Source organism: Polaromonas sp., assembly GCF_016185115.1.
Classification (GTDB): Bacteria; Pseudomonadota; Gammaproteobacteria; order Burkholderiales; family Burkholderiaceae_C; genus Polaromonas.
Genome location: NZ_JACPOF010000017.1, coordinates 472,057 through 496,176, shown reverse-complemented (window position 1 = coordinate 496,176; position 24,120 = coordinate 472,057). Strand labels below are relative to the sequence as shown.

22 protein-coding genes are annotated in these 24,120 nt (G+C 60.0%); 18 read left to right on the top strand and 4 right to left on the bottom strand.

Going from position 1 to position 24,120, the window contains the following annotated elements:
- Positions 1–118: 118 nt before the first annotated feature.
- Positions 119–1,138 (bottom strand): MoxR family ATPase, encoded by a 1,020-nt coding sequence (locus HYX42_RS12485; protein WP_293403406.1) that lies wholly within the window; start codon positions 1,136–1,138, stop codon positions 119–121.
- A 77-nt stretch (positions 1,139–1,215) separates the two neighbouring features.
- The gene (locus HYX42_RS12480; RefSeq protein ID WP_293403404.1) at positions 1,216–2,217 is read right to left on the bottom strand and encodes a trypsin-like peptidase domain-containing protein; all 1,002 of its coding nucleotides are present in this window, start codon (positions 2,215–2,217) and stop codon (positions 1,216–1,218) included.
- Positions 2,218–2,393: 176 nt separating this feature from the next.
- Between HYX42_RS12480 and HYX42_RS12475 the strand changes: the two genes are divergently transcribed.
- The 8 genes from HYX42_RS12475 to HYX42_RS12440 all read left to right on the top strand — a co-directional run bounded on the left by HYX42_RS12475 (position 2,394) and on the right by HYX42_RS12440 (position 11,402).
- Positions 2,394–3,242 carry a TatD family hydrolase gene (locus tag HYX42_RS12475; RefSeq protein ID WP_293403402.1) on the top strand — a complete coding sequence of 283 codons (849 nt, stop codon included), beginning with the start codon at positions 2,394–2,396 and terminating at the stop codon, positions 3,240–3,242.
- A 29-nt stretch (positions 3,243–3,271) separates the two neighbouring features.
- Positions 3,272–3,748: a DNA-deoxyinosine glycosylase gene (locus tag HYX42_RS12470; protein ID WP_293403400.1), complete on the top strand. Its 477-nt coding sequence runs from the start codon at positions 3,272–3,274 to the stop codon at positions 3,746–3,748.
- Complete coding sequence (locus HYX42_RS12465) at positions 3,748–4,512, top strand: spermidine synthase (protein WP_293403398.1); 765 nt, start codon at positions 3,748–3,750, stop codon at positions 4,510–4,512. Before HYX42_RS12470 ends, HYX42_RS12465 begins: the two co-directional genes overlap by 1 nt.
- A 64-nt stretch (positions 4,513–4,576) precedes the next feature.
- Complete coding sequence (locus HYX42_RS12460) at positions 4,577–6,388, top strand: GspE/PulE family protein (RefSeq protein ID WP_293403396.1); 1,812 nt, start codon at positions 4,577–4,579, stop codon at positions 6,386–6,388.
- 284 nt (positions 6,389–6,672) lie between these two features.
- On the top strand, positions 6,673–7,161 hold the full coding sequence (locus HYX42_RS12455) for a tripartite tricarboxylate transporter TctB family protein (protein WP_293403394.1): 489 nt from the start codon (positions 6,673–6,675) through the stop codon (positions 7,159–7,161).
- Between the two features lie 9 nt (positions 7,162–7,170).
- Positions 7,171–8,682, top strand: a complete 1,512-nt coding sequence (locus HYX42_RS12450; RefSeq protein ID WP_293403392.1) for a tripartite tricarboxylate transporter permease — start codon at positions 7,171–7,173, stop codon at positions 8,680–8,682.
- 141 nt (positions 8,683–8,823) lie between these two features.
- Positions 8,824–10,440, top strand: a complete 1,617-nt coding sequence (locus HYX42_RS12445) for a gamma-glutamyltransferase family protein (protein ID WP_293403390.1) — start codon at positions 8,824–8,826, stop codon at positions 10,438–10,440.
- 32 nt (positions 10,441–10,472) lie between these two features.
- On the top strand, positions 10,473–11,402 hold the full coding sequence (locus tag HYX42_RS12440; protein WP_293403511.1) for a DMT family transporter: 930 nt from the start codon (positions 10,473–10,475) through the stop codon (positions 11,400–11,402).
- Between the two features lie 3 nt (positions 11,403–11,405).
- On the opposite strand, the gene HYX42_RS12435 is transcribed toward HYX42_RS12440, so the two are convergent.
- Positions 11,406–12,443 carry a M48 family metalloprotease gene (locus HYX42_RS12435; protein WP_293403387.1) on the bottom strand — a complete coding sequence of 346 codons (1,038 nt, stop codon included), beginning with the start codon at positions 12,441–12,443 and terminating at the stop codon, positions 11,406–11,408.
- A 9-nt stretch (positions 12,444–12,452) separates the two neighbouring features.
- Positions 12,453–13,070, bottom strand: a complete 618-nt coding sequence (locus HYX42_RS12430) for an SH3 domain-containing protein (protein ID WP_293403385.1) — start codon at positions 13,068–13,070, stop codon at positions 12,453–12,455.
- Positions 13,071–13,112: 42 nt separating this feature from the next.
- On the opposite strand from HYX42_RS12430, the gene HYX42_RS12425 reads away from it, so the two are divergent.
- The 10 genes from HYX42_RS12425 to HYX42_RS12380 all read left to right on the top strand — a co-directional run bounded on the left by HYX42_RS12425 (position 13,113) and on the right by HYX42_RS12380 (position 24,116).
- Positions 13,113–13,907 carry an SDR family oxidoreductase gene (locus HYX42_RS12425; RefSeq protein ID WP_293403383.1) on the top strand — a complete coding sequence of 265 codons (795 nt, stop codon included), beginning with the start codon at positions 13,113–13,115 and terminating at the stop codon, positions 13,905–13,907.
- A 45-nt stretch (positions 13,908–13,952) separates the two neighbouring features.
- Entirely contained in the window at positions 13,953–14,825 is an 873-nt protein-coding gene (locus HYX42_RS12420) for a PA4780 family RIO1-like protein kinase (RefSeq protein ID WP_293403381.1), read from the top strand.
- Positions 14,826–15,148: 323 nt separating this feature from the next.
- On the top strand, positions 15,149–16,027 hold the full coding sequence (locus HYX42_RS12415; protein WP_293403379.1) for an IclR family transcriptional regulator: 879 nt from the start codon (positions 15,149–15,151) through the stop codon (positions 16,025–16,027).
- Positions 16,024–18,090, top strand: coding sequence for a hydantoinase/oxoprolinase family protein (locus HYX42_RS12410; protein ID WP_293403376.1), 2,067 nt, complete (start codon positions 16,024–16,026; stop codon positions 18,088–18,090). The genes HYX42_RS12415 and HYX42_RS12410 overlap by 4 nt, the downstream gene beginning before the upstream one ends.
- A gap of 2 nt (positions 18,091–18,092) precedes the next feature.
- Positions 18,093–19,640: a hydantoinase B/oxoprolinase family protein gene (locus tag HYX42_RS12405; RefSeq protein ID WP_293403374.1), complete on the top strand. Its 1,548-nt coding sequence runs from the start codon at positions 18,093–18,095 to the stop codon at positions 19,638–19,640.
- A gap of 27 nt (positions 19,641–19,667) precedes the next feature.
- The gene (locus HYX42_RS12400; protein ID WP_293403372.1) at positions 19,668–20,816 is read left to right on the top strand and encodes an ABC transporter substrate-binding protein; all 1,149 of its coding nucleotides are present in this window, start codon (positions 19,668–19,670) and stop codon (positions 20,814–20,816) included.
- Positions 20,813–21,538 carry an ABC transporter ATP-binding protein gene (locus HYX42_RS12395; protein WP_293403369.1) on the top strand — a complete coding sequence of 242 codons (726 nt, stop codon included), beginning with the start codon at positions 20,813–20,815 and terminating at the stop codon, positions 21,536–21,538. The genes HYX42_RS12400 and HYX42_RS12395 overlap by 4 nt, the downstream gene beginning before the upstream one ends.
- Positions 21,525–22,472 carry a branched-chain amino acid ABC transporter permease gene (locus tag HYX42_RS12390; RefSeq protein ID WP_293403367.1) on the top strand — a complete coding sequence of 316 codons (948 nt, stop codon included), beginning with the start codon at positions 21,525–21,527 and terminating at the stop codon, positions 22,470–22,472. The genes HYX42_RS12395 and HYX42_RS12390 overlap by 14 nt, the downstream gene beginning before the upstream one ends.
- Before the next feature lie 2 nt (positions 22,473–22,474).
- Positions 22,475–23,236: an ABC transporter ATP-binding protein gene (locus HYX42_RS12385; protein ID WP_293403510.1), complete on the top strand. Its 762-nt coding sequence runs from the start codon at positions 22,475–22,477 to the stop codon at positions 23,234–23,236.
- A complete protein-coding gene (locus HYX42_RS12380; RefSeq protein ID WP_293403365.1) occupies positions 23,229–24,116 on the top strand; it encodes a branched-chain amino acid ABC transporter permease in 888 nt (295 codons plus the stop codon). The genes HYX42_RS12385 and HYX42_RS12380 overlap by 8 nt, the downstream gene beginning before the upstream one ends.
- Positions 24,117–24,120 lie beyond the last annotated feature (4 nt).

Here is a 24,120-nt window from a genome sequence, read left to right as displayed (position 1 = left end):
TGAAGAGAAACGAAACTGCCTCTTATGCAGGCCGGGGCCGTGGAACCGGCTTTGCCGGGCCGCAGGCGCAGCGGCCCCCTCGGGGGGCAGCGACCCGCGCAGCGGCGGAGCGTGGGGGCTAAGCTGCGAGTTTTTCATGGGCCAGGGGTTTTGCGGGAGCAGGAACCTTTGCCATGATCTTTCCGACAACTGCATCGGCTGTCAGCCCTTCTGACAGGGCCTCATATGACAACACAAGGCGATGACGCAGCACGTCGGGAACCAGGTCGGTCATGTCCTCGGGCAGGGCATAACTGCGGCCACGCAGCATGGCCAGTGCGCGAGCGCCTTCGGTGAGGTTGATGGTGGCGCGCGGGCTGGCACCGAAGGTGATGAACTGCGACAGGCCCTTGATGCCGTGCTTTTCAGGGTTGCGCGTGGCGGAGACCAGTTTCACTGCATATTGCACCAGCGAAGGGTCGACATAAATCCTGCGGCATTCGGCCTGCAGGGCTGCAAGTTGTTCGGTTGTGGCCACGCTGGACACGGCGACGGCCGGGCCTGTGACGCGCTGCACAATCACAAACTCTTCTTCATCGGTGGGGTAGTCGACCAGCACCTTCATCATGAAGCGGTCAACCTGGGCTTCGGGCAGGGGGTAGGTACCCTCTGTTTCAATCGGGTTCTGGGTCGCCATGACAAGAAAGGGCGAGGGCACCTTGTGCGTCACGCCGGCGATGGTGACCTGGCGCTCCTGCATCACTTCGAGCAGGGCGCTCTGCACCTTGGCCGGGGCGCGGTTGATTTCGTCGGCCAACAGGAGGTTGGTGAATACCGGGCCCAGCGAGGTGGTGAATTCGCCGGTCTTCTGGTTGTAGATGCGGGTGCCGACCAGGTCGGCGGGCACCAGGTCGGGCGTGAACTGTATGCGTTTGAAGTTGCCGCGCACCGTCTCGGCCAGCGTCTTGACGGTCAGGGTTTTGGCCAGGCCGGGGACACCCTCAACCAGCAAATGCCCCTGCGCGAGGATGGCCACCATGACGCGCTCAAGAAAGCGGTCCTGGCCGACCACCACACGTTTGACCTCATAAAGAATCTGCTCCATCAACTGGGCGGTGTCCTGGTTGGCCGATGCGTTTTCCGGGTTGAACGAGTCCATGGAGATCCTTCAATAAACAGGTGTTTCAGACAGAGGCGGGCACGGCTGCAAAGTTCAAAAATGCCGCGAATTTGAAACTAGAACGGCGGCATTCCCGCAGCGGCGGCCGCATTTTCAATCGGCACGGCAAAGCCTATACCGACAAAAGTGCGTTGCTGGTTGGGGTTGTAGATGGCGGTGACGATGCCGACGACCTCCCCGTCCATGGTGACCAGCGGGCCGCCGGAATTACCGGGGTTCGCTGCCGCATCAAACTGGATCAGGTTGGTCATTTCCTGCTTGCCTTCCGGCGAACGGAAGTTGCGCTTGAGGCCGGAGACGACGCCTGCGGAGGCTGAGGGACCGATGCCAAACGGAAAACCAACGGCCATGACCTGGTCGCCGGGCCTGAGGTCTGCGGTCGAGCGCATGGTGGCGGCAATCATGTCGTCCGGAATTTTGTGCGCCTGCAGCACGGCGAGGTCATTTTCAGGCTGCACGCCTATGACCGATGCCGTCGTTTCCAGGCCGTCTGCAAAGGTGATTTTGATGATTTTTGCACCCTGCACGACATGCAGGTTGGTGAGGATGATGCCCTTGTCGACGATGACCACGCCGGTACCCACGCTGCGCTGTATTTCTTTTGGCTCCTTGCCATCTTTGGCATCCTTGCCGGCATTTTTGGGGTCTTTGCCCGGCTTGCCATTAACGGCTACCTTGTCATCGGCTTCCTCGCCAAGTCCGATCACGCGCACCACCGACGGGGCAATGAGGTCGTAGGCCTTGGCGGCCGGGGAGGGAAGTATGGTGTTTTCAAGCGTTTTCAGGACAGCCGCGTTGATGTGTTCCTGCGTCAGCCGCTGCGCGCCCTGACGGGTGGACATGAACAGGCTGATACCCAGCATGAGCGCCAGCACGCCCACCACGGACCAAAGCAGGTAGAGATTGGTGGGGGAAAGATGTCGCCTTAGCCGTGCCATCCGGGATGGGGCGGCACCTGTCATGACGATTTGCCCTGCCAGTGGCGGGTCGCCGCCGGGGCCTGGGCCCTGCGTCGCTGCAGGGCGTGTGGAACTGCTGTAGAGGGCTGGCCTTCGCATCCGTTCACCTGTGAGGTTGGTGTCAAAATCAGGGAAATATCCGGGCTGACGCAAGCAAGGTATCACGATTTTTGCATCCGTGCACGCGCTTTGGCTGTCACAGGTACTCATTCTGCTTATGACGCTTCTGTGTCAATATCCCCTGCCTTTATGTACTACCCCGCCTTTCCTGCACCATGACTTTCTGGATAGACACGCATTGCCATCTTGACGCGGCAGAATTTGCGGGCGAGGCCATGGCTGTGCATGCGCGCGCCGTTGCCGCCGGGGTCACCCACTGTGTCATACCTGCTGTAGCAGCCGGCAATTTCAGCAAGGTGGCCGGGCTGGCCCATGCGTTTTCCTGGAGTTACGCCCTGGGCATACACCCCCTTTGCGTTCCTGACGCAGCAGAGGCGGATCTGGAAACCCTGGATGAGGCGCTGGGCCGGGCCAGGGCCGACCCGCGCCTTGTCGCAGTCGGTGAGATTGGACTCGATTATTTCGTGCCAGCGTTGACCACAAGCCTGATGCGGGAGCGACAGGAATTCTTTTACCGCGCCCAGCTCAAGCTGGCCCGCAAGCATGGCCTGCCTGTCATTCTTCATGTGAGGCGCTCAGCCGACAAGCTGCTCAAGCATCTGCGCGAGATCGTGCCCGAGGCCGGCTGGACTGGCATAGGTCACGCCTTCAACGGCAGCGACCAGCAGGCGCAGGAATTCGTCAAGCTGGGTTTCAGGCTGGGCTTTGGCGGGGCAGTGACTTTCGAGCCTGCCTTGCAGTTGCGCCGGCTTGCGGCTGAGCTGCCGCTGAATGCGCTGGTGATGGAAACCGACTCGCCCGACATCCCGCCCTACTGGCTTTACAAAACTGCCGCAGACCGGGAGCAGGGCCAGGCCCAGGGTCGCAATGAACCGGCAGAGTTGCCGCGCATCGCGGAGGTGGTCGCGTCGCTCAGGTGCATGACTCCCCAGGCGCTGGCTATCGCGACCACGGCCAATGCCCTGGCCGCCTTGCCGAAGTTGCGTGGCCTGGTAGCCGCGTGAGTACCTTGCCAAACCCTGTGCTGACATCCTTGCCGCCGCTGGTGTCCGCCGATACGCGACTGTTGATACTGGGCAGCTTCCCCGGGCTTGCATCGCTGAAGGCCCAGCAGTATTACGGCCATCCGCAAAACCAGTTCTGGAAAATCCTGCAAGCTATTTGGCCCCTGGACGCGATGGGAATGGGCTACGAGGCACACAGCGAATGGCTGCTTTCGAAAAAGCTCGGCCTCTGGGATGTGTATGCCTCATGCGAGCGCGAGGGCAGCCTCGATACCAGCATCCGTAATGCTGTACTCAACAACTTCACCCTGCTTGATAAGCTGTGCCCCAGGCTGGAGGCCATTGCACACAATGGCGGGGAGAGCTTCAAACACTCAAGGCACACGATGCAGACCGGTCTGCCCGTTTATAAGTTGCCATCTACCAGTCCCGCCAACGCCTCATGGAGTTTTGAGCGCAAGCTTGCCGCGTGGCGTGAAGTTTTTGAAAAACATGGATTGAGCTGATGGCAAAAAAGGAAATATCGAAGACGGTGCCGCTGCCCGAAGTCAACTTTTCTGACTTTGGTGACAAACGTTATCTGCATCTGGGCACCGAGTGGGTACAAGGGTCCATGCTGATAGACAAGCCCTGGGACATAGAGCTTGAATACGTCCAGCGCATGATGGCCGGCCTGCTGTTTGCCCAGCCTGCCGGCTTGCCAAAAAAGCATGCCATGCAACTGGGTCTGGGCTCTGCCGCGCTGACCAAGTTCTGCTACAAAAAACTGCGCATGAAGACCACTGCGATTGAGATCAATCCGCAGGTAATCGCGGCCTGCCGCGGCTGGTTCAAACTGCCCAAGGACGACATGCGCCTGCGTGTCATAGAGGCCGATGCGTCCCAGGAAATCAAAAAACCGCAGCACCGTGAAACCGTGGACCTGCTGCATGTGGATCTGTATGACCACGAGGCGGCGGCACCGGTTCTGGACAGCGCAGCTTTTTATGCCGACTGCCATGAGCTGCTGGCCGAAGATGGTGTGATGACGGTCAACCTGTTCGGCCGCGATTCGAGTTACCAGGCATCACTGGAAAAAATCGCGGAGGCCTTCGGGCCGCAGGCCTTGTGGGCTTTTACCCCCACACGCGAGGGGAACACCGTGGTCATGGCGCAGCGTGAACCTTCCCGTCCCGACAGGGGCGACCTGTTGCTGCGGGCCGCGGATGTTCAGTCGCGCTGGGATTTGCCTGCGAAAAAGTGGCTGCGCATATTCAGGCCTGTGGTGTGATGGCTTTACATCGCCCCAACTACGGTGCCTGTTTTCCGCTGGCCCTATGCGTTAAAGTGAAGCCATGAGTGCAGTGATGCCCCCAACCCCCCCAGCCTCCTCACGTAAAAGCGCGGCAAAACCGCCCCACGTCGGGCCGCTGGACTGGCGACGGCTGGTCGAATGGATGGCGGAGGACGGCATCATCAGCCAGGCTGAAGCGCAGCGAACCATCGCGCGCTGCTCGCAGGCGCAGAGTTCATTGCAGCCACTGGCACGGCTGGCCAGTGTGAGCATGACCCGCTCTTCTGACGGCCGGCCGCTGGATATAGAGACCATGACAGAGTGGCTGGCGGGGCGTGCCGGTTTGACATACCTGCGCATAGACCCGCTGAAAGTCGAGGTTGGCAAGGTATCCGACACCATGTCAGCAATTTACGCCGAGCGCCACAAGGTCCTGCCGGTGCAGGTCAAGGGTTCGGAAGTGATTGTCGCGACGTCCGAGCCCTTCGTCACGGACTGGATACCCGAGATCGAACGCCAGGCCAAGCGGACTGTGCGCCTGGTTGTGTCGAATCCTCTGGAGATCACCAAATACACAGCCGAGTTTTTTGCGCTCGCCAAATCCGTCAAGGCGGCAATCAAGGCAGGCGGCAATTCCGGCTCCGCCAGTTTTGAGCAGCTTGTTGAGCTCAACAAGACCAACAAGCAGCTCGATGCCAACGATCAGGGTGTGGTGCAGGTGGTGGACTGGCTCTGGCAATACGCCTTCGACCAGCGGGCCAGCGACATCCATCTGGAGCCGCGCCGCGAGCAGGGTGTCATACGTTTTCGCATCGACGGCGTCCTGCATCTTGTCTATCAGTTGCCCATGGGCGTTCACAACGCGATGACGGCACGCATCAAGTTGCTGGGCCGTATGGACGTCGTTGAAAAGCGCCGCCCCCAGGATGGACGCATCAAGACCCGGAACCCGCGCGGCGACGAGATCGAAATGCGGCTTTCCACCCTGCCGACGGCCTTTGGCGAAAAAATGGTCATGCGTATTTTTGACCCGGACACCACAGTCAAGGATCTTGACGGTCTTGGATTCTCGCAACACGATGCCGACCGCTGGGAGCAATTGGTCAAACGGCCCTACGGCATCATCCTCGTCACAGGCCCGACCGGCTCGGGCAAAACCACCACGCTCTATTCAACCCTCAAGCGGCTCGCCACTGAAGAGGTCAATGTCAGCACGGTGGAGGACCCGATTGAAATGATCGAGTCTGCGTTCAACCAGACCCAGGTCCAGCCGCACCTCGATTTCGATTTTGCAGAAGGCCTGCGCGCGCTCATGCGGCAGGACCCGGACATCATCATGGTGGGCGAGATCCGCGACCTTCAAACGGCGGAAATGGCCGTGCAGGCAGCACTGACAGGCCATCTGGTCTTCAGCACGCTGCATACCAACGATGCCCCTTCGGCCGTATCAAGGCTGATGGAACTGGGCATACCTTCCTACCTGATCAACGCGACCCTGTTGGGCGTGCTGGCCCAGCGGCTGGTGCGCACCCTGTGCGGCAATTGCCGTGAAAAAGATGATGCTGCCCCGCGCGAGGCGCTGGCAGAGTTGGTCAAACCCTGGCAGATCAACGGTGGCTACCGGCCCTACAAACCCGTCGGCTGCGTCGATTGCCGCCTCACTGGCTTCCGGGGGCGTATGGGCCTTTACGAGTTGCTCACTGTCACCGAGGGCTTCAAGGAGAAAGTCTCCAACGAGCCCAATATCGATGCGCTGCGACGTCAGGCGGTGTCGGAAGGCATGCGTCCCCTGCGCCTGGGTGGCGCCCTGAAGGTGGCTGAAGGCCTGACCACCATCGAGGAGATCCTTTCCGCGACGCCGCCCATGTCCTGAGTTTCAGAACAACCTGAAATATTTTTGGCACCCGACTGGTGCGGAAGACGCATGACGCCGGTGCGTATATGTTGCTTTGGCGGTGTTTACCCCTATAAATCCCGATTTCAACCTGACCACAAACTGACCTTTGGGGCCATATGTGTGCATATGATTCCGAAAGTCGTTTTTGACTCATTTCGCATTGGGAAAACGCGCGTTTTTTATAGGTGAAAGCCACATGCCAAAACGGCATGAATCAATGCAACAATCGCGAAGTTCTATTTTTCTACTGGAGACAAGCCGTGAATATCAAGAGTCAGAAAGACTTTTTTTCAGGCCTCATGTTTATGGGCGTCGGCGTGGCGTTCGCATGGGGCGCTACCACTTACAACGTTGGCGAGGGTGCGCGCATGGGCCCCGGCTATTTCCCGCTGATGCTGGGCATCCTGATGGCCATCATTGGTGTGGTCATTACCTTCCAGTCGCTGGTCGTTGAAACCGAGGGTGGCGGCAAGATTGGCAAGTGGGCGTGGAAGCCCCTGGTGTTCATCATCCTGGCCAACCTGGTGTTTGGTGTGCTGCTCGCCGGCCTGCCCAGCATCAAATTTCCTGCTTTTGGAATGATAGTTGCCATCTATGCATTGACCTTCATCGCAAGCATGGCCGAACCCGGCTGGAAGGTCAAAAACACATTCATTCTGGCGACCGTGCTCGCTGCTGGAAGTTATGTCGCGTTCGTCGTCATTCTGAAGCTGCAGTTTCCCGTGTGGCCATCGTTCATCACGGGCTAAGGATAAAAAATGGATCTGATCGCAAATCTTTCCCTGGGTTTTGGCGTTGCGTTTACGCCTATCAACCTGGTTTACGCGTTTGTCGGCTGCCTGCTGGGCACGCTGATCGGCGTTCTGCCCGGCATCGGGCCTGTGGCCACCATCGCCATGCTGCTGCCGGCAACCTACGCGCTGCCTCCTGTTTCCGCGTTGATCATGCTGGCCGGTATTTACTACGGCGCGCAGTACGGCGGCTCCACTACCGCCATTCTGGTCAACCTTCCCGGCGAATCCTCATCGGTCGTGACCTGTATCGACGGATACCAGATGGCCAGAAAAGGACGGGCGGGGCCTGCACTGGCTGCTGCTGGTATGGGGTCCTTCTTTGCAGGTTGCGTCGGCACCCTGATCCTGGCTGCCTTTGCACCTCCACTGACAGAACTGGCCTTCAAGTTCGGTCCTGCCGAGTACTTCGCACTGATGGTACTGGGCCTGATCGGCGCCGTGGTGCTGGCTTCCGGTTCCCTGCTCAAGGCTATCGCCATGATCGTGCTGGGCCTGCTCATGGGTCTGGTGGGTACCGACGTGAATTCCGGCGTCGCCCGCTTCAGCTTTGACATTCCTGAACTGACCGACGGCATCGGCTTTGTCGTGATCGCCATGGGTGTGTTCGGTTACGGTGAAATCATCAGCAACCTGGCGCAGCCTTCCGACGAGCGCGAGGTCTTTACGGCCAAGGTGACTGGCCTGATGCCGACCAAGGAAGACTTCAAGAACATGGCGCCTGCGGTTCTGCGCGGCACGGCATTGGGTTCTGCCCTGGGCATCCTGCCAGGCGGTGGTGCGCTGCTGGCTGCTTTTGCAGCTTATGCGCTTGAGAAGAAGATGAAGATGAAGCCGGGTGAAGTGGCTTTCGGCCAGGGCAACATCCGCGGTGTGGCCGGCCCCGAGTCTGCCAACAATGCCGGTGCACAGACCTCCTTCATTCCGCTGCTGACGCTGGGTATTCCACCCAACGCCGTGATGGCGCTGATGGTCGGTGCCATGACCATCCACAACATTCAGCCTGGTCCCCAGGTGATGACCAGCAACCCGCAGCTTTTCTGGGGCCTGATCGCATCGATGTGGATCGGTAACGCCATGCTGATCATTTTGAACCTGCCGCTGATCGGCATGTGGATCAAGTTGCTGACCGTGCCTTACCGTTACCTGTTCCCGTCCATCGTGCTTTTCTGCGCGATCGGCGTTTACTCGACCAACAACAACACCTTCGATATCTGGACCGTTGGTATTTTTGGGGTCGTCGGCTACCTGTTTGTCAAACTGGGTTGTGAGCCGGCACCGCTGTTGCTGGGCTTCATTCTGGGCCCCATGATGGAAGAGAACCTGCGAAGGGCGCTGCTGCTGTCGCGAGGCGACTGGAGCGTATTTGTCACGCGTCCCATCTCCGCCGGCTTGCTGGGTGCGGCCCTGCTGATGTTGATCATTGTGCTGCTGCCGTCCATCAAGAATAAACGTGAAGAGGCCTTTGTAGAGGATTAAGGCCCCATGGGCCGGGTCCTGACCCCGGCCCATGACTTCACTCAAAAGGCACCCGCGGGTGCCTTTTTTCATGCCCTGCGTTGCACAATCACCAGGCAGCTTTGATATGGTTCAGGCAAACATCTACTTTTGGCAGTCCACATGACACTCAAATTCAGCTTCGAGAACTCCTACACCTCCACCCGACTTCCCCTGTTTGCACGCAACGTGGTTTCCACCTCGCATCCCCTGGGAGCGCAGGCCGGCCTGCGCATGTTGCTCAAGGGCGGCAATGCAGTTGATGCCGCCATTGCCGCTGCGGCGGCCATGGCCATTCTTGAACCTGTCAGCAACGGCCTCGGAAGCGATGCCTTCTGCATCCTCTGGGACGGCAGGGAATTGCATGGGCTCAATGCCTCGGGCCGTGCGCCACAAAGCTGGACGCCGGATTACTTCAAACGCAAGTACAGTGAAGGCGCAGAAACGCCGCCTCGTCGCGGTATGGATTCGGTCACGGTGCCAGGCGCCGTCGGCAGCTGGATGACCATGAGTGAACGTTTCGGCAAGCTGCCCTTCGCCGACCTGCTGGAGCCGGCCATTGATATTGCGGAGCGTGGTTACCTGGTGCCGGTGGTGGTGCAGCAGAAATGGGCTGCTGCGACCGATGAGCTCAAGTCTTTGCCCGGGTTCGCCCAGTCCTTCCTGCCCTGGGGCCGTGCGCCCAATGTGGCAGAACTGTTTCGTTTTAAGGCCGCAGCAAAGGCATTGCGGGCGATTGCCGGAAGTCGCGGTGCTGCCTTTTACGGCGGCGAAATTGCCCAGGCCATCGAGAAGTTTTCATCCCTTAACGGCGGCAGCATCACGGCTGCAGATTTTGCTGCTTACAAACCCGAATGGGTCAAGCCCATTGGCAAGGACTACCGCGGCTATACCCTGCATGAAATACCACCAAACGGCCAGGGCATCTCGGCGCTTATGGCGCTTGGCATATTGGGCAACTTTGACGTTGCGGGCATGCCTGTGGACGGCGCCGATTCGCAGCACCTGCAGATAGAGGCCATGAAGCTGGCCTTTGCCGACACCTATAAATATGTGTCCGAGCCGTCGTCAATGGCGGTGACGGCCGATCAAATGCTCGATGACGGTTATCTGGCTTCCCGTGCCAAACTCATTCGCATGGACAAGGCTCAGGATTTTGGTGCAGGCAACCCGGTCAAGGGCGGCACGATTTACCTCACCGCAGCAGACGAGAGCGGCATGATGGTGAGTTTCATCCAGAGCAATTACCAGGGTTTTGGTTCTGGCTGCGTTGAGCCGGAGTTCGGCATCAGCCTGCAAAACCGCGGTCATGCGTTCAGCCTTTCGGCGGGCCCGAATCAGGTTGCGCCGGGCAAGCGTCCGTTTCACACCATCATTCCCGCCTTCCTTACCAAAGACGGCCAGCCTGTCATGAGTTTTGGTGTCATGGGTGCCAACATGCAGCCGCAGGGCCACATGCAGACCCTGGTGCGCATGCTTGACTACGGCCAGAACCCGCAGACAGCCTGTGATGCCCCGCGCTGGCGCTTCAACAGCGGGCTTGAGATCAACGTCGAGTCCAGTCTTGACCAGGACACCGTCCGCGAACTGGCTGCACGTGGGCACCAGATGGAGGTCATCAATGACTCCTACCAGGATTTTGGCGCCGGCCAGTTCATCTGGCGCGCCGGCGAGCCAGGCGTGGAAGGCTATGTTGCTGCCAGCGATGCACGTCGCGATGGTCAGGCTGTGGGGTTTTAGTCCGTGAATGGAACAAGAGAGTTTTGAGCAATATTCCGGAACAACAAGATCCTGAAGCCCGCGGCCCACAGGATCACGCCGCTCCAAAAAACCTGGTGCCTGGCCTGTTGCTTGCAGGCTTCGGTGCAGTGGCATTCAGCGGCAAGGCCATCATCGTGAAGCTGGCCTATCGGCATGACGTTGATGCGGTCACGCTCATCATGTTTCGCATGCTGTTTGCGCTACCTATATTCGCCGTGATGGCATGGTGGGCGAGCCGTGGCAAGGCAGCGCTGACCCGCAAGGACTGGTTGGGGGTATGCGGCCTGGGCTTTATTGGCTACTACTTTTCCAGCTTCCTGGATTTCGCCGGGCTGGTTTATATCAGCGCCTCGCTTGAGCGGCTCATCCTGTACCTCAACCCCACCATTGTCATGCTGCTGGGGCTGGTGCTCTACAGGCGCGGCGTTACCGTGAGGCAACTTGCTGGCATGGCCATCAGTTATGGCGGCGTTGTGCTGGTGTTCGGTCAGGAGCTGTCGGTACAGGGCGCGCATACGGCCTGGGGCGCGCTACTGGTATTCCTCAGCGCGCTCAGCTATTCGATTTACCTTGTCTACAGCGGCGAACTGGTGCGCCGCCTGGGCGCGCTGCGGCTGGTAGGGCTGGCGACCTCCGTGGCCTGCCTGTGTTGCCTGCTGCAGTTTGCATTGCTGCGGCCCCTGAGTGCAGCGCTGGTGGCGCCTGAGGTCATCTGGTTGTCGGTGCTCAACGCCACCCTGTGTACGGCCGCGCCTGTCTTGATGGTGATGATGGGCGTAGAGCGCATAGGCGCGAGCCTTGCGGCGCAGACCGGCATGATAGGCCCGCTGTCCACGATTCTGATGGGTACGATTTTTCTCGGCGAATCATTTACCCCGCTGGTAGCCGCCGGGACTGCGCTGGTGCTCACCGGCATTTTTGTCGTGACCAGAAGGCAGTAGAACCTAATTCTTCTTGGCAGGTGTGGGCCGTGCAGGCGCGATGGCCTGGGCGTTGGCCCTGCGGTTGGCGGCGGCGAGGTTGTCCACACGCTGCGCCACAGTCACTGCTGGCTGGCCCGCAAACGCATCGAGCCGTGTGCCCATGGCCAGCTCAAGCTGGTTAAGCCTCAGCTGTGCGGGCGGATGTGTGCTTAATGACAACGCAAAGAGGGCATCATCTGGCGATGCCGTGCGCAGGTTCTGCAGTACAGCCACCAGGCCGTAAGGGTCAAATCCTGCGCGCGCTGCCAGTGCCACGCCGGTGCGGTCGGCATCGAGTTCGTCGTCCTGGTCAAGGCCCTTGGTGTACATGTTTTTACCCAGACCGAGCAGTTGCGCCGAGAGCATGCCGCTCACATCGTTCTTGAACTGTGAGCCTATGAGTTGCGTCAGCAGGCCGGCTCGTGCGGCCTTGTTCATCGCGACCAGGTGATGTCTGGCCGTCACGTGTGTGATCTCGTGCGCCAGGATGCCGGCCAGCTCTGCCTCGTCTGTCACCCGGTCCATCAGGCCCCTGGTCACAAACACATAGCCACCCGGCGTGGCGAATGCATTGAAGCCGGGGTCGTCCAGCACCGCAAAGGTCCAGGGCAGGTCGGGCCGCGATGAGTGCAGGCTGATCCAGCGGCCCACCAGGTTGATATAGCGCTGCATGGCCAGGTCGGCGAAAAGCGGTTTGCTGCCCATCAGGAGTGCAGCAAGCTGGCGGCCTATCTCGATCTCTTTCGGTTCGTCAATCTGTTCCAGCGACTGCGACAGCATCTGCACAAGGTCGCCGGTGGCGGGTCGTGCGGCTGGCCCGCCGACGAAGCCGCTGAACAGGCTCCCGGCCAGGCCACCGGGTGATGCAGGCTGTGGCGCTGCCTGTTGTTGCGCAGGTTGTCCGCCACGTAACAGGTTCTGGAAAAGATTCAGCGCATTGCCTGCATCCTGGCTTTGAGAGGCAGCCGGGAAGATACAGGCAACCAGCACAAGGGGCATGAGAATTTGTTGAGTGTTCATGTTTTTCTCCTAGCCGCCACTGCCGAACTGGGTATTGCCCCCGCCCGTCGGGCCGGATGGTGATGATGTGCGGGGCGGTGGGCTGGGCACGGGCAGTGGCTCCACCGTGCGGCTGGAAAGCGATGCACTGCTTGCAAACTGCCTGGCCTGGCTGGCATCCAGCCGTGCGGTGTCCAGAAGTGTCACGGCGGTCAGGTTGGGTTGCGAGTTGGCAATGTCTTCAGCGCCCAGCCCCCGGATACCCACCGTCGATGTCGCCGGCCCGGCGTTGCCCTGCGCACCTCCACGGCTGAAAAAACCGGTGATGCTGCGCAAGGCGCCTGTGGCGCCCCCGCCCTGTGCACTTGCGCTGGCAGGAGAGGCGATGTCGAACATGTGCACCCAGCCCTGGGTGCCGTCTGTCATGCGCACCTTGACCCACGGGCCCTGGCGTTCGCCAAGACGAGCGACTGATGTTTGTACCGGCAGCGGGGCAAGAATTCTGGATGCCTCGCCCGGTGCGTCGCGCAATTGCGATGCCCGCTTGACAAGCACTGCTTCGCTTTGCGCAAACACCGCGCCAGCGCAAAGCAGCAAGGCGCCAGTCATGACCTGCCTTGCGCGTAGACCGGATTTACTCAGTATCATGGCCCGCTCCCTCTTGTGTGTCGGTGTAACGAAGGAATTATTATGGATTTGGGTATTGCAGGCAAATGGGCGCTGGTGTGCGGTGCCAGCAAAGGTCTGGGCCTGGGCTGTGCACAGGCCCTGGTGCGTGAGGGCGTGAATGTGGTGATGGTTGCCCGTGGCGCCGATGCCTTGAGGGCTTCTGCTGAAGCACTGGCTGCCGACACTGCGCGCGGTGCAGGCGTGTCTGTACAGTTTGTTGCGGCTGACATCACGACGGTCGAAGGACGCACCACGGTATTTGCCGTTCGCAAGGACTTTGATATTGTCATCACCAATGCGGGTGGCCCGCCAACCGGGGACTTTCGTGACTGGGACAGGGACGCCTGGATCAAGGCGGTGGATGCCAACATGCTGACCCCCATTGAACTCATCAAGGCCACGGTTGACGGCATGGCCGCACGGGGCTTTGGCCGCGTCATCAACATCACCTCAAGTGCGGTGAAGGCACCCATCGACATCCTGGGTTTGTCCAACGGTGCACGCAGCGGCCTGACGGGTTTTGTGGCGGGTGCCTCACGCAGCAAAATTGCAGCCAGCGGCGTCACCATCAACAACCTGCTGCCCGGCGCATTTGATACCGACCGCCTGAAGGCAACCTTCAGCGGCGCCGTACAAAAGACGGGCCAGTCGCTGGATGTCGTCATGGATGCGCGCCGCAAGGGCATTCCCGCGCAGCGCTTCGGCACGCCTGATGAGTTCGGTGCCATATGCGCTTTCCTGTGCAGTGTCCACGCGTCATACATCACCGGGCAGAACGTGCTGGCTGATGGCGGGGCTTACCCGGGTACGTTTTAGTCTGGTGCGGCGGGTGCAGGCTCACGCGCCTCACAATAGGCGCATATGAAAGCACCCAAAAGACTGCAGTCACTGATAGAAGAGGGCCTGATCGACACCGTCGTGCGCCAGCTCATGAGTGGCAAGGAAGCGATGGTCTACGTGGTGCGCTGCGGTGATGAAACCCGCTGCGCCAAGGTCTACAAGGAGGCGACTGAACGCAGCTTCCGGCAGGCAGTTGATTACACCGAGAACCGCAAGGTCAAGAACACCCGCCAGGCGCGTGCCATGGCCAAGGGCACGCGTTATGGCGGGCAGGCGCAGGAGGCCGCATGGCAAAGCGCCGAGGTTGATGCGCTGTACCGGCTGGCCGCTGCCGGCGTGCGGGTGCCCAGGCCCTACAACTTCTGCGATGGCGTGCTGTTGATGGAACTGGTGACCGACGGGCATGGCGATGCAGCCCCGCGACTCAATGATGTGGACTTCACGCCGGAGCAGGCGCGCACGCACCACGCCACGCTGCTCACAGAGGTGGTGCGCATGCTGTGTGCCGGTGTCGTGCATGGGGATCTTTCAGAATTCAACATCCTGCTTGGCAGCGAGCAGGGTGTTGATGGCATGGTCGACGTACCGGTGGTCATCGACCTGCCGCAGGCCATTGATGCCGCCGGCAACAACCACGCCGGCCGCATGCTGTTGCGCGACGTGGCCAACCTGCGCGCCTTCTTTGGCCGCTTTGCGCCTGAGCTGCTGCACACCAGCTTTGGCCTTGAGATCTGGGATCTCTACCAGCGCGGCGTGCTCTACCCCGAAACCGTGCTTACCGGGCGCTTCGAGCAAAAGGCCGGTGTCGTCGACATGAGCGCAGTGATGCGCGAGATCGACGACGCGCGCGCTGAAGAGGCCGCCCGTCTGGTGCGGATGCAGTTGCCCGGCTAGCAGCACGCAGACGCGGCTTGTCCGCAGTGACGCATCGCGGTTACCGCATTTCCTGCTGCCCGGCCAGCTCCAGAACGAACGCTGTCATTTGTGCGTGACCCCGGATCTGTGCTCCGGCGAGTGCGCCTGCATGCCCTACCGACGGCCTTGCGCCTCCCGGTATCCCGGGTTTTCTCGTACGCAGGCAGGCCGCGAATGTCTTTTCAGCACGCTAGGGTTTGTCCCATATAGTCCGCTGCAATACGATTCTATGATATTTGAAATGCTGTTTCATTTAATGAAACAATTTAAAGTCTTCAAATATCAATCAGTTCGACAGGTTCATGGTTCTTTCGAAATCACCTCCCGCGGCGGCCAAGGCAGTCAAGGCGACCGGCAAGACGCCGGTGGTTGCAACTGCACCGGCGGACAGCGCCCGAAGCAAGGCTGCAACCGGCACCGTAGACCTGTCGCTATACCTGCTCGAATATCTTGTGGCCAGCCGCAAGCCCGTGGGTGTCACGGATCTTGCCAAGGCCTTCAATTCATCCAAACCAACGGTCTACCGGCACATCCAGGCCCTGGTCAAGCACGGCTTTGCACGTCAGGATGAGGAGACCAATCGGTATGAGGCAGGCGTCAAGCTGCTGGTGCTTGGCGAGTTGCTGCGTGAGCGCTTCAACATACTGGCTGCGGCCCGCAATGAAATGTCGCTCTTGCGCGAGGCCACCGGCCAGGCGATCTCGCTGTCGGCGCTTGTCAATGACGAAGTCATCACGCTTGAGTTGCTGCAAGGCCGGTCAGTCGTTGAATTCGGCGTCAAGCCCGGCAGGAAGATGGACTTCCATGCCACAGCGCACGGCAAGGTAGCGCTCGCGTTCGGTCCGCCGCGCCTGCTTGAAAACCATTGCCTTGAACCCCTCAAGTCCTGGACGCCCGGCACCATCAAGACGCCGCAGGCCCTGCGCAATGCGATCAAGGCGATACAGAAAAACGGCTGGGCAACGGCAGCCAATGAAATCGTGGGCGGTGTCAATGCGATAGCCGCCCCCATCTTCGATCACCGCGAAGCCTATGCAGGTGCGATTGCCATCATCGGATCCACCAGCCTGATTGCTGCGAAACCCGCCAAAGAATTCATAGACCTTGTCACCGCCGCCGCCAGAGAAGTCTCGCGTGCGCTCGGCAGCCGGGGCCTGCCACCCAAAGGAGAAACTGTTTGACCTACTCACTGGCTGTCGACATCGGCGGCACGTTTACCGATATTGTTCTGCGCGGCTCTGACGGCCAGCTGGTCGTGGATAAAACCCTGACCACCCACAACGACCTGCTGGAGGGATTTTTCGCCGGCGTCGATTCGGTGCTGGCCAAGGCCAAACTCAAACCCTCGGACATTGATGGTGTGGTAGTGCATGCCACCACCGTCGTCACGAACGCGCTGATTGAACGCAAGGGCCTCAAAACAGCCATGCTGGTGACCAGCGGCTTCAGGGATGTCCTGTCGATACGCAATGAGCATCGCTACGACATGTATGACCCGCAAATCGAGTTCCAGCCACCGCTGGTGCCGCGCGAGCTGACCTACGGTATTGCCGAGCGCATGTTCTCCGACGGTACGGTACAGCAGGCGCCTTCGCGTGAAGATGTCATGGCGTGCATTGAAGAACTCAGGAAGCAGGACGTCAAAGCCGTTGCCGTCTGTTTTCTCAACAGCTATACCAACCCTGACAACGAACGCCTGGTCGGCGACATGCTGCGTCAGGCCATGCCCGACCTTTTTGTGTCGCTGTCTTCCGAGATCGCACCGCAGATCCGGGAATATCCGCGCGCCTCAACAACCGTCATCAACGCCTTCACCATGCCGATCTCGCAGCCTTACCTGCGCGCCCTGGCGCAGCGGCTGAAGAAGGAAAACTACGCCAACGACCCCCTGATCATGCTGTCTTCCGGCGGCATCATCGGCGCCGATGTGGCGGGCCGCAACCCCGTGCGCATGATTGAAAGTGGCCCCGCGGCCGGCGCGCTGGCGGCAAGCCATTACGCCAAGGTGCTGGGGCTGGACCGCCTGATGTCTTTCGACATGGGAGGCACCACCGCCAAGGCCTGCCTGATTGAGAACTTCCAGCCGCTGATTACCGGCCTGTTTGAAGTTGACCGCCGCTACCGCTTCAAGGAGGGCAGCGGCATGCCGGTGACCATTCCGTCCATAGACATGATTGAAATCGGCGCTGGCGGTGGCAGCCTCGCCTATGTCGATGATCTTGGCCTGCTCAAGGTCGGCCCCAAGAGCGCTGGTTCCATGCCCGGGCCGGCCTGCTATGGGCGTGGTGGTGAAGGTGCTGCAGTGACCGATGCCGACCTCCTGCTCGGCCTGCTGGATGCAGACAACTTCCTGGGTGGTGACATGAAGCTGGACCTCGCTGCCAGCGACAGGGCCATATCAAAACTCGGCAAGCAGCTGGGCACCGACACGCATACGGCGGCGCGCGGCATGTACCGCATCGTTGCCGAGGCGATGGCTGGCGCGACGCGGGCGCATGCCACGGATCGCGGTATTGATTACCGGGGCCTGTCGCTGCTGGCATTTGGTGGCGCTGGCCCAGTGCATGCCTGCGAGGTGGGCTCGCTGCTGCAGAGCAAGTCGGTAATTTTTCCGCCGCAGGCCAGTGTGCTGTCGGCCTTCGGCACGCTTGTCACGCCGGTACGGCTTGACCTGGTGCGCAGCGCACTTGGCATGCTGGCCAGCACCGACTGGTCGCGCACCGACAAATTGTTTGACGAAATGAGCCGGGAGGGCGGCAGCGCGCTGATGGCTGCCGGATGCACGGCCGATGAGATCACCCTGATTTACGGTGCCGACATGCGCTATCTGGGCCAGCAAAACGAAGTCAGCGTCACTTTTGAAACAGACCCGCGCAAAACGCATGACCCTGCCGTCATCCAGGCGGCGTTCGATGCAGCCTACCAGGCGCAGTACGGTTTCATGCCCTCGCATGTGCCAACCGAGGTCGTGAGCTGGCGTCTGACGGCGCGCGGCCCGCTGGTGCCTTTCCATGTTGCGCTCGCGCTGCCCGCACAACCCGGCAAACCCAAGAAATCGCGCAAGGTGCATTTGTGGCAGGACGACCAGATGGTGCCGGTTTACGACCGTACCTCGCTCGCAAAAGACCAGAAGATTGACGGCCCCGTCATCATCGAAGAACGTGAAACCACCATCATCGTGCTGCCCGGCTGGCAGGCCACGGTGGATGAATTTGGCTGCATCGTCGCAACCCTGAAGGATTGATCATGGACGGCATTGAACTCGAAATACTCTGGTCCAACCTGATCAGCATCGTCAGCGAGCAGGCCAAAAGCCTGCAGCGCATTGCTTTCAGCCCGGTGGTGCGTGAAGCGGGCGACCTCGCCAGTGCGCTGTTTGACGCGCGCGGCCGCATGGTGGCCCAGGCCAATACCGGCACGCCGGGGCACATCAACTCACTGGCGGCAGCAGGTGGCCACCTGCACCGCATTTTCAACGGCCAACTGGAAGAAGGCGACGTCGTCATCACCAATGACCCTTGGCTGTCTGCCGGGCACTTTTTCGACATCACGCTGCTGTCGCCCATCTTCAATGCAGGCCGGCTAATTGGCTATGTAGGTTCGACCATTCATCACACCGATATCGGCGGTTACGGGATTGGCGCAGGCGCACGCGATATTCATGAAGAAGGCCTGTGGATCCCGCCGCTCAAATTCTTTGAGCGCGGTGTACCCAACAAGACCATGCATGACATCATCCGCAGCAACGTTCGCACACCTGACCATGTGTTTGGCGACCTGGCTGCGCAGGTATCGAGCGGCAAGTCCGGCGGTGAGCGCCTGCTGGCCATGTGCAAACGGTATGGCCTGGCCGATATTGAGCAGCTCTCGGACGAAATCATCAAACGCTCGGAAGACTCGACCCGGGCAGAAATCCGCAAGCTGCCTGCCGGCACCTTTCATGGCGAGAGCCAGTTTGATGTGCCGGGTGGCGAGATCATCACGCTCAAGACGGCTGTCACCATCGACAACGTGAAGGGCGAGATCACGATAGATTTTGCCGGCAGTTCGGGCCCGAGCACTGCAGGCATCAATGTGGTGATGAACTACACCCATGCCTACTCAACCTTCGCCATTCGCAGCTGCCTGAACCCGGACCTGCCGAACAACCACGGCAGCCTGGCGCCCATCATTGTCACGGCGCCTGAAGGCTCCATCGTCAATTGCAAATACCCTGTGCCCGTCAATGCACGGCATGTGGTTGGCATGTATGTCCCCATGCCCATCCTCAAGGCGCTGCATCAGGTCATGCCCGACCGCGTGCTGGCCGAGGGCGCAGGCGCGGTGTGGACCATACAGATACAGGGCAAGCGCGCAGATGGCGAAACCTTCACCTCGTCGATGTTCAACTACTCGGGCGGAATGGGTGCACGCAGGACCAAACCAGGACCCAATGCTACGGCCTATCCCACTGGGGTGGGTGCGGTGCCCATTGAAATCATGGAAGCGGTCATCCCCATCGTGTTTGACCAGAAAGAACTGCGCATCGGCTCTGGTGGCGCAGGCCGTGAGCATGGCGGTGATGGCCAGACCATCAAATTTCACATGCGTACGCCTTACCCCTGGTTGCTTAACGCGGTGCCCAGCCGCCTGCAAAGCGGGCCTGAAGGCCTTGAGGGTGGTGAGCCCGGTGCAGCGGGGAATTTCACGGTCGATGACAAACCTTTCAAGGAGGCAAAGAAAATTCAATTGCAGGCCAATGCGGTCGTCGTACTCGAAACACCGGGTGGTGGCGGCTATGGAAAAGCGTTATAAAACCCACAGAACTACATGGAGACAACAATGACAAAGAGACATCTCACTGCGAAATTTGGCGGCCTTGTTGCCGGCGCAATTTTGCTGATATCGGCGCTGCCCGCAGCTGCCCAGAATTACAAAATCGGCATTTCTGCCGGCCTGACCGGTTATGCCGCAACGGTGGACCGCGCATGGAGCGACGGTGTCAAACTTGCAGCAGACACCATCAACGCCAAGGGTGGCATCAAGGGCCGCAAGATTGAAGTCATTGTTGAAGACAACCGCTCTGAGCCGCAGGAGGCGGTGGTCGTCTATCGCAAGATGATGACCAGCGACAAGGTTGATATTTTTGCCTCGGGTTGCGTGTCGGCAGGCACATTCGCAGCTGCGGCGGCCGTCGCCCGCGCGCAGATCCCCATGGTGCTCTGCTCGATACTCCCGCCACGTGAAGACGAAGTGAAATGGGCCTTCAGCACCCTGCCGCCCGCACGTTTCGAAGTTGAGCGCCGCATGGAGTACCTGCGTGACAACACCCAGATCCGCAAGATCGGTGTGCTGCATGATCCGTCGCCTTATGCGAACCTGCAGAAGACAGTGGCTGAACGGTCCGCGGCAACTTACGGTATGCAGATCGTCGGTATCGAACAGTACAAGACGGATGATCCTGATCTCTCTGTACAGATCGGCAAGATGAACACCGCAGGTGCGGGCGCCATCCTGAAGATTGGCCTGGGCGGCACCACGCTCACCAGCGCCAAGAACATAAAGCAACTCGGCTTGCCGACACTGCTGCTGACCAGCCTGGAAGACCTGAATGTGTTCAAGCCGGTGGCTGAGGTGCTGGGCAACAAGTTCTTTTTTGTCGCCTCGCCTGCCCAGGTGATTGATGCGGTGCCGGCTGGCCCCCTCAAGCGTAGCATCAATGATTTCCTCGTGCCATGGAAGGCCAAGTACGGTGACCGTGACCCCAACTGGGCCGGCCGTGGCTGGGATGCGGTGTATCTGATTCAGGCTGCCATCCTGAAGGGCGATTCATTTGCGGGCCCCAAGGTGCGTGATTCACTTGAAACCCTCACCGGTTATCAGGGCACATCCGGCCTGTATGACTTCAGCCCCATCAATCACCAGGGCATCACAGCCAACCCATTGTTCCTGGCCACGATGTCGGGCAACACGGTAAAGATCGTCAAGTGAGCACATCGCCCGCCTCAGCGCTGGAAGTGAGTGGGCTGACGGCACGCTATGGGCCGATTGAGGCCCTGCACCCCACGGATATTCACGTGGGGCAGGGCGAGCTTGTGGCTGTGCTGGGCCCCAATGGCGCGGGCAAGTCCACCTTGCTGCGCCGCATTGTCGGCCTGGTGGAAGGCAAGGGCACGGTCACGCTCGGTGGCGTTGCTGTGCCTGCTGCCGATCCCCGTACTTGCACGATGCGTGGGCTGGTGCTGGTTCCCGAGGGGCGTGGCATTTTTGGCCCCATGACGGTTTTTGAGAACCTGGACCTGGGTTCTTACCTCGCGAATGACAAAGCCGAGATCAAGACACGACTGGAGCGCGTGTTCGATCTTTTTCCGCGCCTGAAGGACAGGCAGAAACAACTGGGCGGATCATTGTCCGGCGGTGAGCAGCAGATGCTTGCCATTGGTCGCGGCCTGATGGCGGCGCCCAAGGTGCTGTTGCTTGATGAACCATCGCTCGGGCTGGCCCCGCGTCTGGCTGAGGAGATTTTTGTGACCCTGGGTGAGTTGAATAAAACCGGCCTCAGCGTATTGCTGGTCGAGCAGAAAGCGCCGCTGGCGCTCAAGCTTGCCAAACGCGCCTATCTTCTGTCAGTGGGCCGCGTGGTCAGCGAAGTGACGCCCGACCAGATCCAGTCACCACATGATCTTGCGAGGTACTACCTTGCAGCGGCCTGATTCGCGCCGGCTGGTGCAGTATGCGCTGTGGGCGTTTGCGGCGGCCTTGCTCATTTACGCATTTGCCACGGGTGGTTACCTGCTCACCGTGCTGGGTTTTGCCGCCATCTATGCCATCTTTGTGACCGGTCTGAATTTTTTCATGGGTTATGCCGGACAGGTCTCGTTTGGTCAAAACGCCTTTGCCGCCCTGAGTGGCTACACCTCGGCCGTGCTCACTGCCACTTATGGCTGGCAGCCGATTGCCGCATTGCCGCTGGGCGTGGTCGGTGCGGTGATCGTGGCTTTTGTCGTCGGCTACCCGGCCTTGCGGCTGCGCGGCCATTACCTTGCCATGGCAACCCTGGCGCTCGGCATGATTGTTTACGAGATTGCCGTCGAGTGGCAATCCATCACCCAGGGTTATATGGGTATCTCGGGCATTCCGCCGCTCGGTATGGGCCGCTGGGAACTCAACGATCCGAAATACCAGCTGGCATTTTTGATGGCTGTGCTTGTAGTCGCGTTGATCGCTGCCTGGCGTCTCAAGGAGTCGCGCTTCGGCATGGCGCTGGCCGCCATTGCAGGCAGCGAGGACGCAGCAAAGGCTTTGGGCATTGACGTTGCCCGCTACAAGCTGGCGGCGTTTGTGATTGCAGCGGTTTATGCCGCAGTTGCCGGTTCACTGATGGTGCATTTTGTAGGCTTTGTGAGCCCTGAAGTATTTGGGTTGCACATGGTCATCTCCGGTTTCATGATGCTTTATGTGGGCGGCATAGGCTCCATTGCCGGGCCGCTGTTCGGCGCGCTCATCGTCAGCCTGCTTCCTGAAACCTTTCGTGCCTTCAAGGACTACCAGGATCTGGCTTATGGCGCCGCACTCATCATCATCCTGATTTTTGCGCCCAAGGGTGCAGCCTCGCTGGCCCGTTTTCTTCCCGGAAGCCGCAAGTGAAAATACTTGAAGTCAACCACCTTACAAAAACGTTCGGCGGCCTCACGGCTGTCAACGACGTGACCTTCTCCATTGAAGCCGGTGAGATCAGCGCCATCATCGGGCCCAACGGTGCAGGCAAGACCACGCTGTTCAACCTGATCTCGGGTTTTCTTGAACCCACCACAGGCAGCGTGACATTCGACGGTGAAGCCATCACCGGTGTACCTGTCGCCACTGTTGCCGCCAAAGGGCTGGTCCGGACATTCCAGCTCGTACAGCTCTTTCCCGACCTCACGGCGCTGGGCAATGTGCGTGTGGGTTCACACCTGCAAAGCAGGGGTGGTGTCTGGTCAGCGCTGTTGCGCAACAAACGCTCCCGCGAGCAGGCTGTTGCCATCGATGCGAACGCACGCGAGCTGCTTGCGTTCGTCGGCCTCGGCGGGCGCGACAACATGGGCGCCACCGAACTGACCTATGGCCAGCAGCGGCTTCTCGAAGTAGCCCGTGCGCTGGCCACAAAACCAAAGCTGCTGCTGCTTGACGAGCCCGCGGCTGGCCTCAATCGCGAAGAGACCGAGCACCTCGCGCATGTCATAGGCGAGATCGTCAAGCGCGGCATCAGCGTGCTCATCATTGAACACGACATGAGCCTGGTCATGAAGATTGCAGCGAAAGTCATCGTTATCGATTTCGGCAAAAAAATTGCAGAGGGCAAGCCTGAAGAGGTGCAGCAGGACGCTGGGGTGCTGGATGCCTACCTTGGGGGCGTTGAATATGCTTGATGCGGTCTTTATTGCACAGACAATTGTCTCGGGTATAGGCATAGGCTGCGTATTCGGGCTGATCGGCATCGGCTATTGCGTCATCTACAACGCCAGCGGCATTGTCAATTTTGCGCAGGGCGCGTTTGTCATGCTGGGCGGCATGATCACGCACGCACTGCTGACACGCGCGGGGCTGCCGCTGTTTGTGTCTGCCGTGATTGCCATCCTGCTGGTGGCGGGGCTGGGTGTGCTGGTCGAGCGGCTTGTCGTCAGGCCGCTGTGGCGGCGCAACGCCACACCGTTTGTGATGATTCTTGCCACGCTGGCCGCGCAGATTGTTCTTGAACGCGCGACCCTGCTGGTCGCCGGCGACCAGCCCAAGACATTGCCCAACTTCATAGACCTGCCACCGCTGATGCTGGGCAAGGTGGCTGTGAGCTACCAGTTGATGGCAATTGCCGTGACCTCACTGGTGCTGGTGGGCTTGCTGGGCCTGTTCTTTTCGCAAACCCGTGTCGGCCGCGCGATGCGTGCCTGCTCCATCAACCGCGAAGCAGCTGCGCTGCAGGGTATTCCGGTGTCGAGAATGCTGGCCTACGCATTCGCACTCTCGGCCGGGCTTGGCGCGATTGCCGGTGTGCTGATCACGCCAACGCAATTCACCGCCTTCAATGTGGGCGTGTCGTTTGCGATCAGCGGTTTTATCGCGGCCATCGTGGGCGGCTTCGGCAACCCGGCCGGTGCATTCGTAGGCGGCATTGTGCTGGGCCTGGCCCAGTCGCTGGCCATTGTGGCTTTCGGTTCCAGCTTCAAGAACATTGCAGCGCTGTCGATATTGCTGGTGTTCATCACCATCAGGCCCATGGGTCTTTTTGGCAAAGCTGCGAGCGTCAAATAAACAC

Coding starts and splice junctions, on each gene's coding strand:
- HYX42_RS12485 (WP_293403406.1), bottom strand. CDS start 1,138: ATGGACTCGTTCAACCCGGAAAACGCATCGGCCAACCAGGACACCGCC.
- HYX42_RS12425 (WP_293403383.1), top strand. CDS start 13,113: ATGGATTTGGGTATTGCAGGCAAATGGGCGCTGGTGTGCGGTGCCAGC.
- HYX42_RS12465 (WP_293403398.1), top strand. CDS start 3,748: ATGGCAAAAAAGGAAATATCGAAGACGGTGCCGCTGCCCGAAGTCAAC.
- HYX42_RS12380 (WP_293403365.1), top strand. CDS start 23,229: ATGCTTGATGCGGTCTTTATTGCACAGACAATTGTCTCGGGTATAGGC.
- HYX42_RS12400 (WP_293403372.1), top strand. CDS start 19,668: ATGACAAAGAGACATCTCACTGCGAAATTTGGCGGCCTTGTTGCCGGC.
- HYX42_RS12430 (WP_293403385.1), bottom strand. CDS start 13,070: ATGATACTGAGTAAATCCGGTCTACGCGCAAGGCAGGTCATGACTGGC.
- HYX42_RS12435 (WP_293403387.1), bottom strand. CDS start 12,443: ATGAACACTCAACAAATTCTCATGCCCCTTGTGCTGGTTGCCTGTATC.
- HYX42_RS12445 (WP_293403390.1), top strand. CDS start 8,824: ATGACACTCAAATTCAGCTTCGAGAACTCCTACACCTCCACCCGACTT.
- HYX42_RS12415 (WP_293403379.1), top strand. CDS start 15,149: ATGGTTCTTTCGAAATCACCTCCCGCGGCGGCCAAGGCAGTCAAGGCG.
- HYX42_RS12405 (WP_293403374.1), top strand. CDS start 18,093: ATGGACGGCATTGAACTCGAAATACTCTGGTCCAACCTGATCAGCATC.
- HYX42_RS12450 (WP_293403392.1), top strand. CDS start 7,171: ATGGATCTGATCGCAAATCTTTCCCTGGGTTTTGGCGTTGCGTTTACG.
- HYX42_RS12480 (WP_293403404.1), bottom strand. CDS start 2,217: ATGCGAAGGCCAGCCCTCTACAGCAGTTCCACACGCCCTGCAGCGACG.
- HYX42_RS12475 (WP_293403402.1), top strand. CDS start 2,394: ATGACTTTCTGGATAGACACGCATTGCCATCTTGACGCGGCAGAATTT.
- HYX42_RS12420 (WP_293403381.1), top strand. CDS start 13,953: ATGAAAGCACCCAAAAGACTGCAGTCACTGATAGAAGAGGGCCTGATC.
- HYX42_RS12460 (WP_293403396.1), top strand. CDS start 4,577: ATGAGTGCAGTGATGCCCCCAACCCCCCCAGCCTCCTCACGTAAAAGC.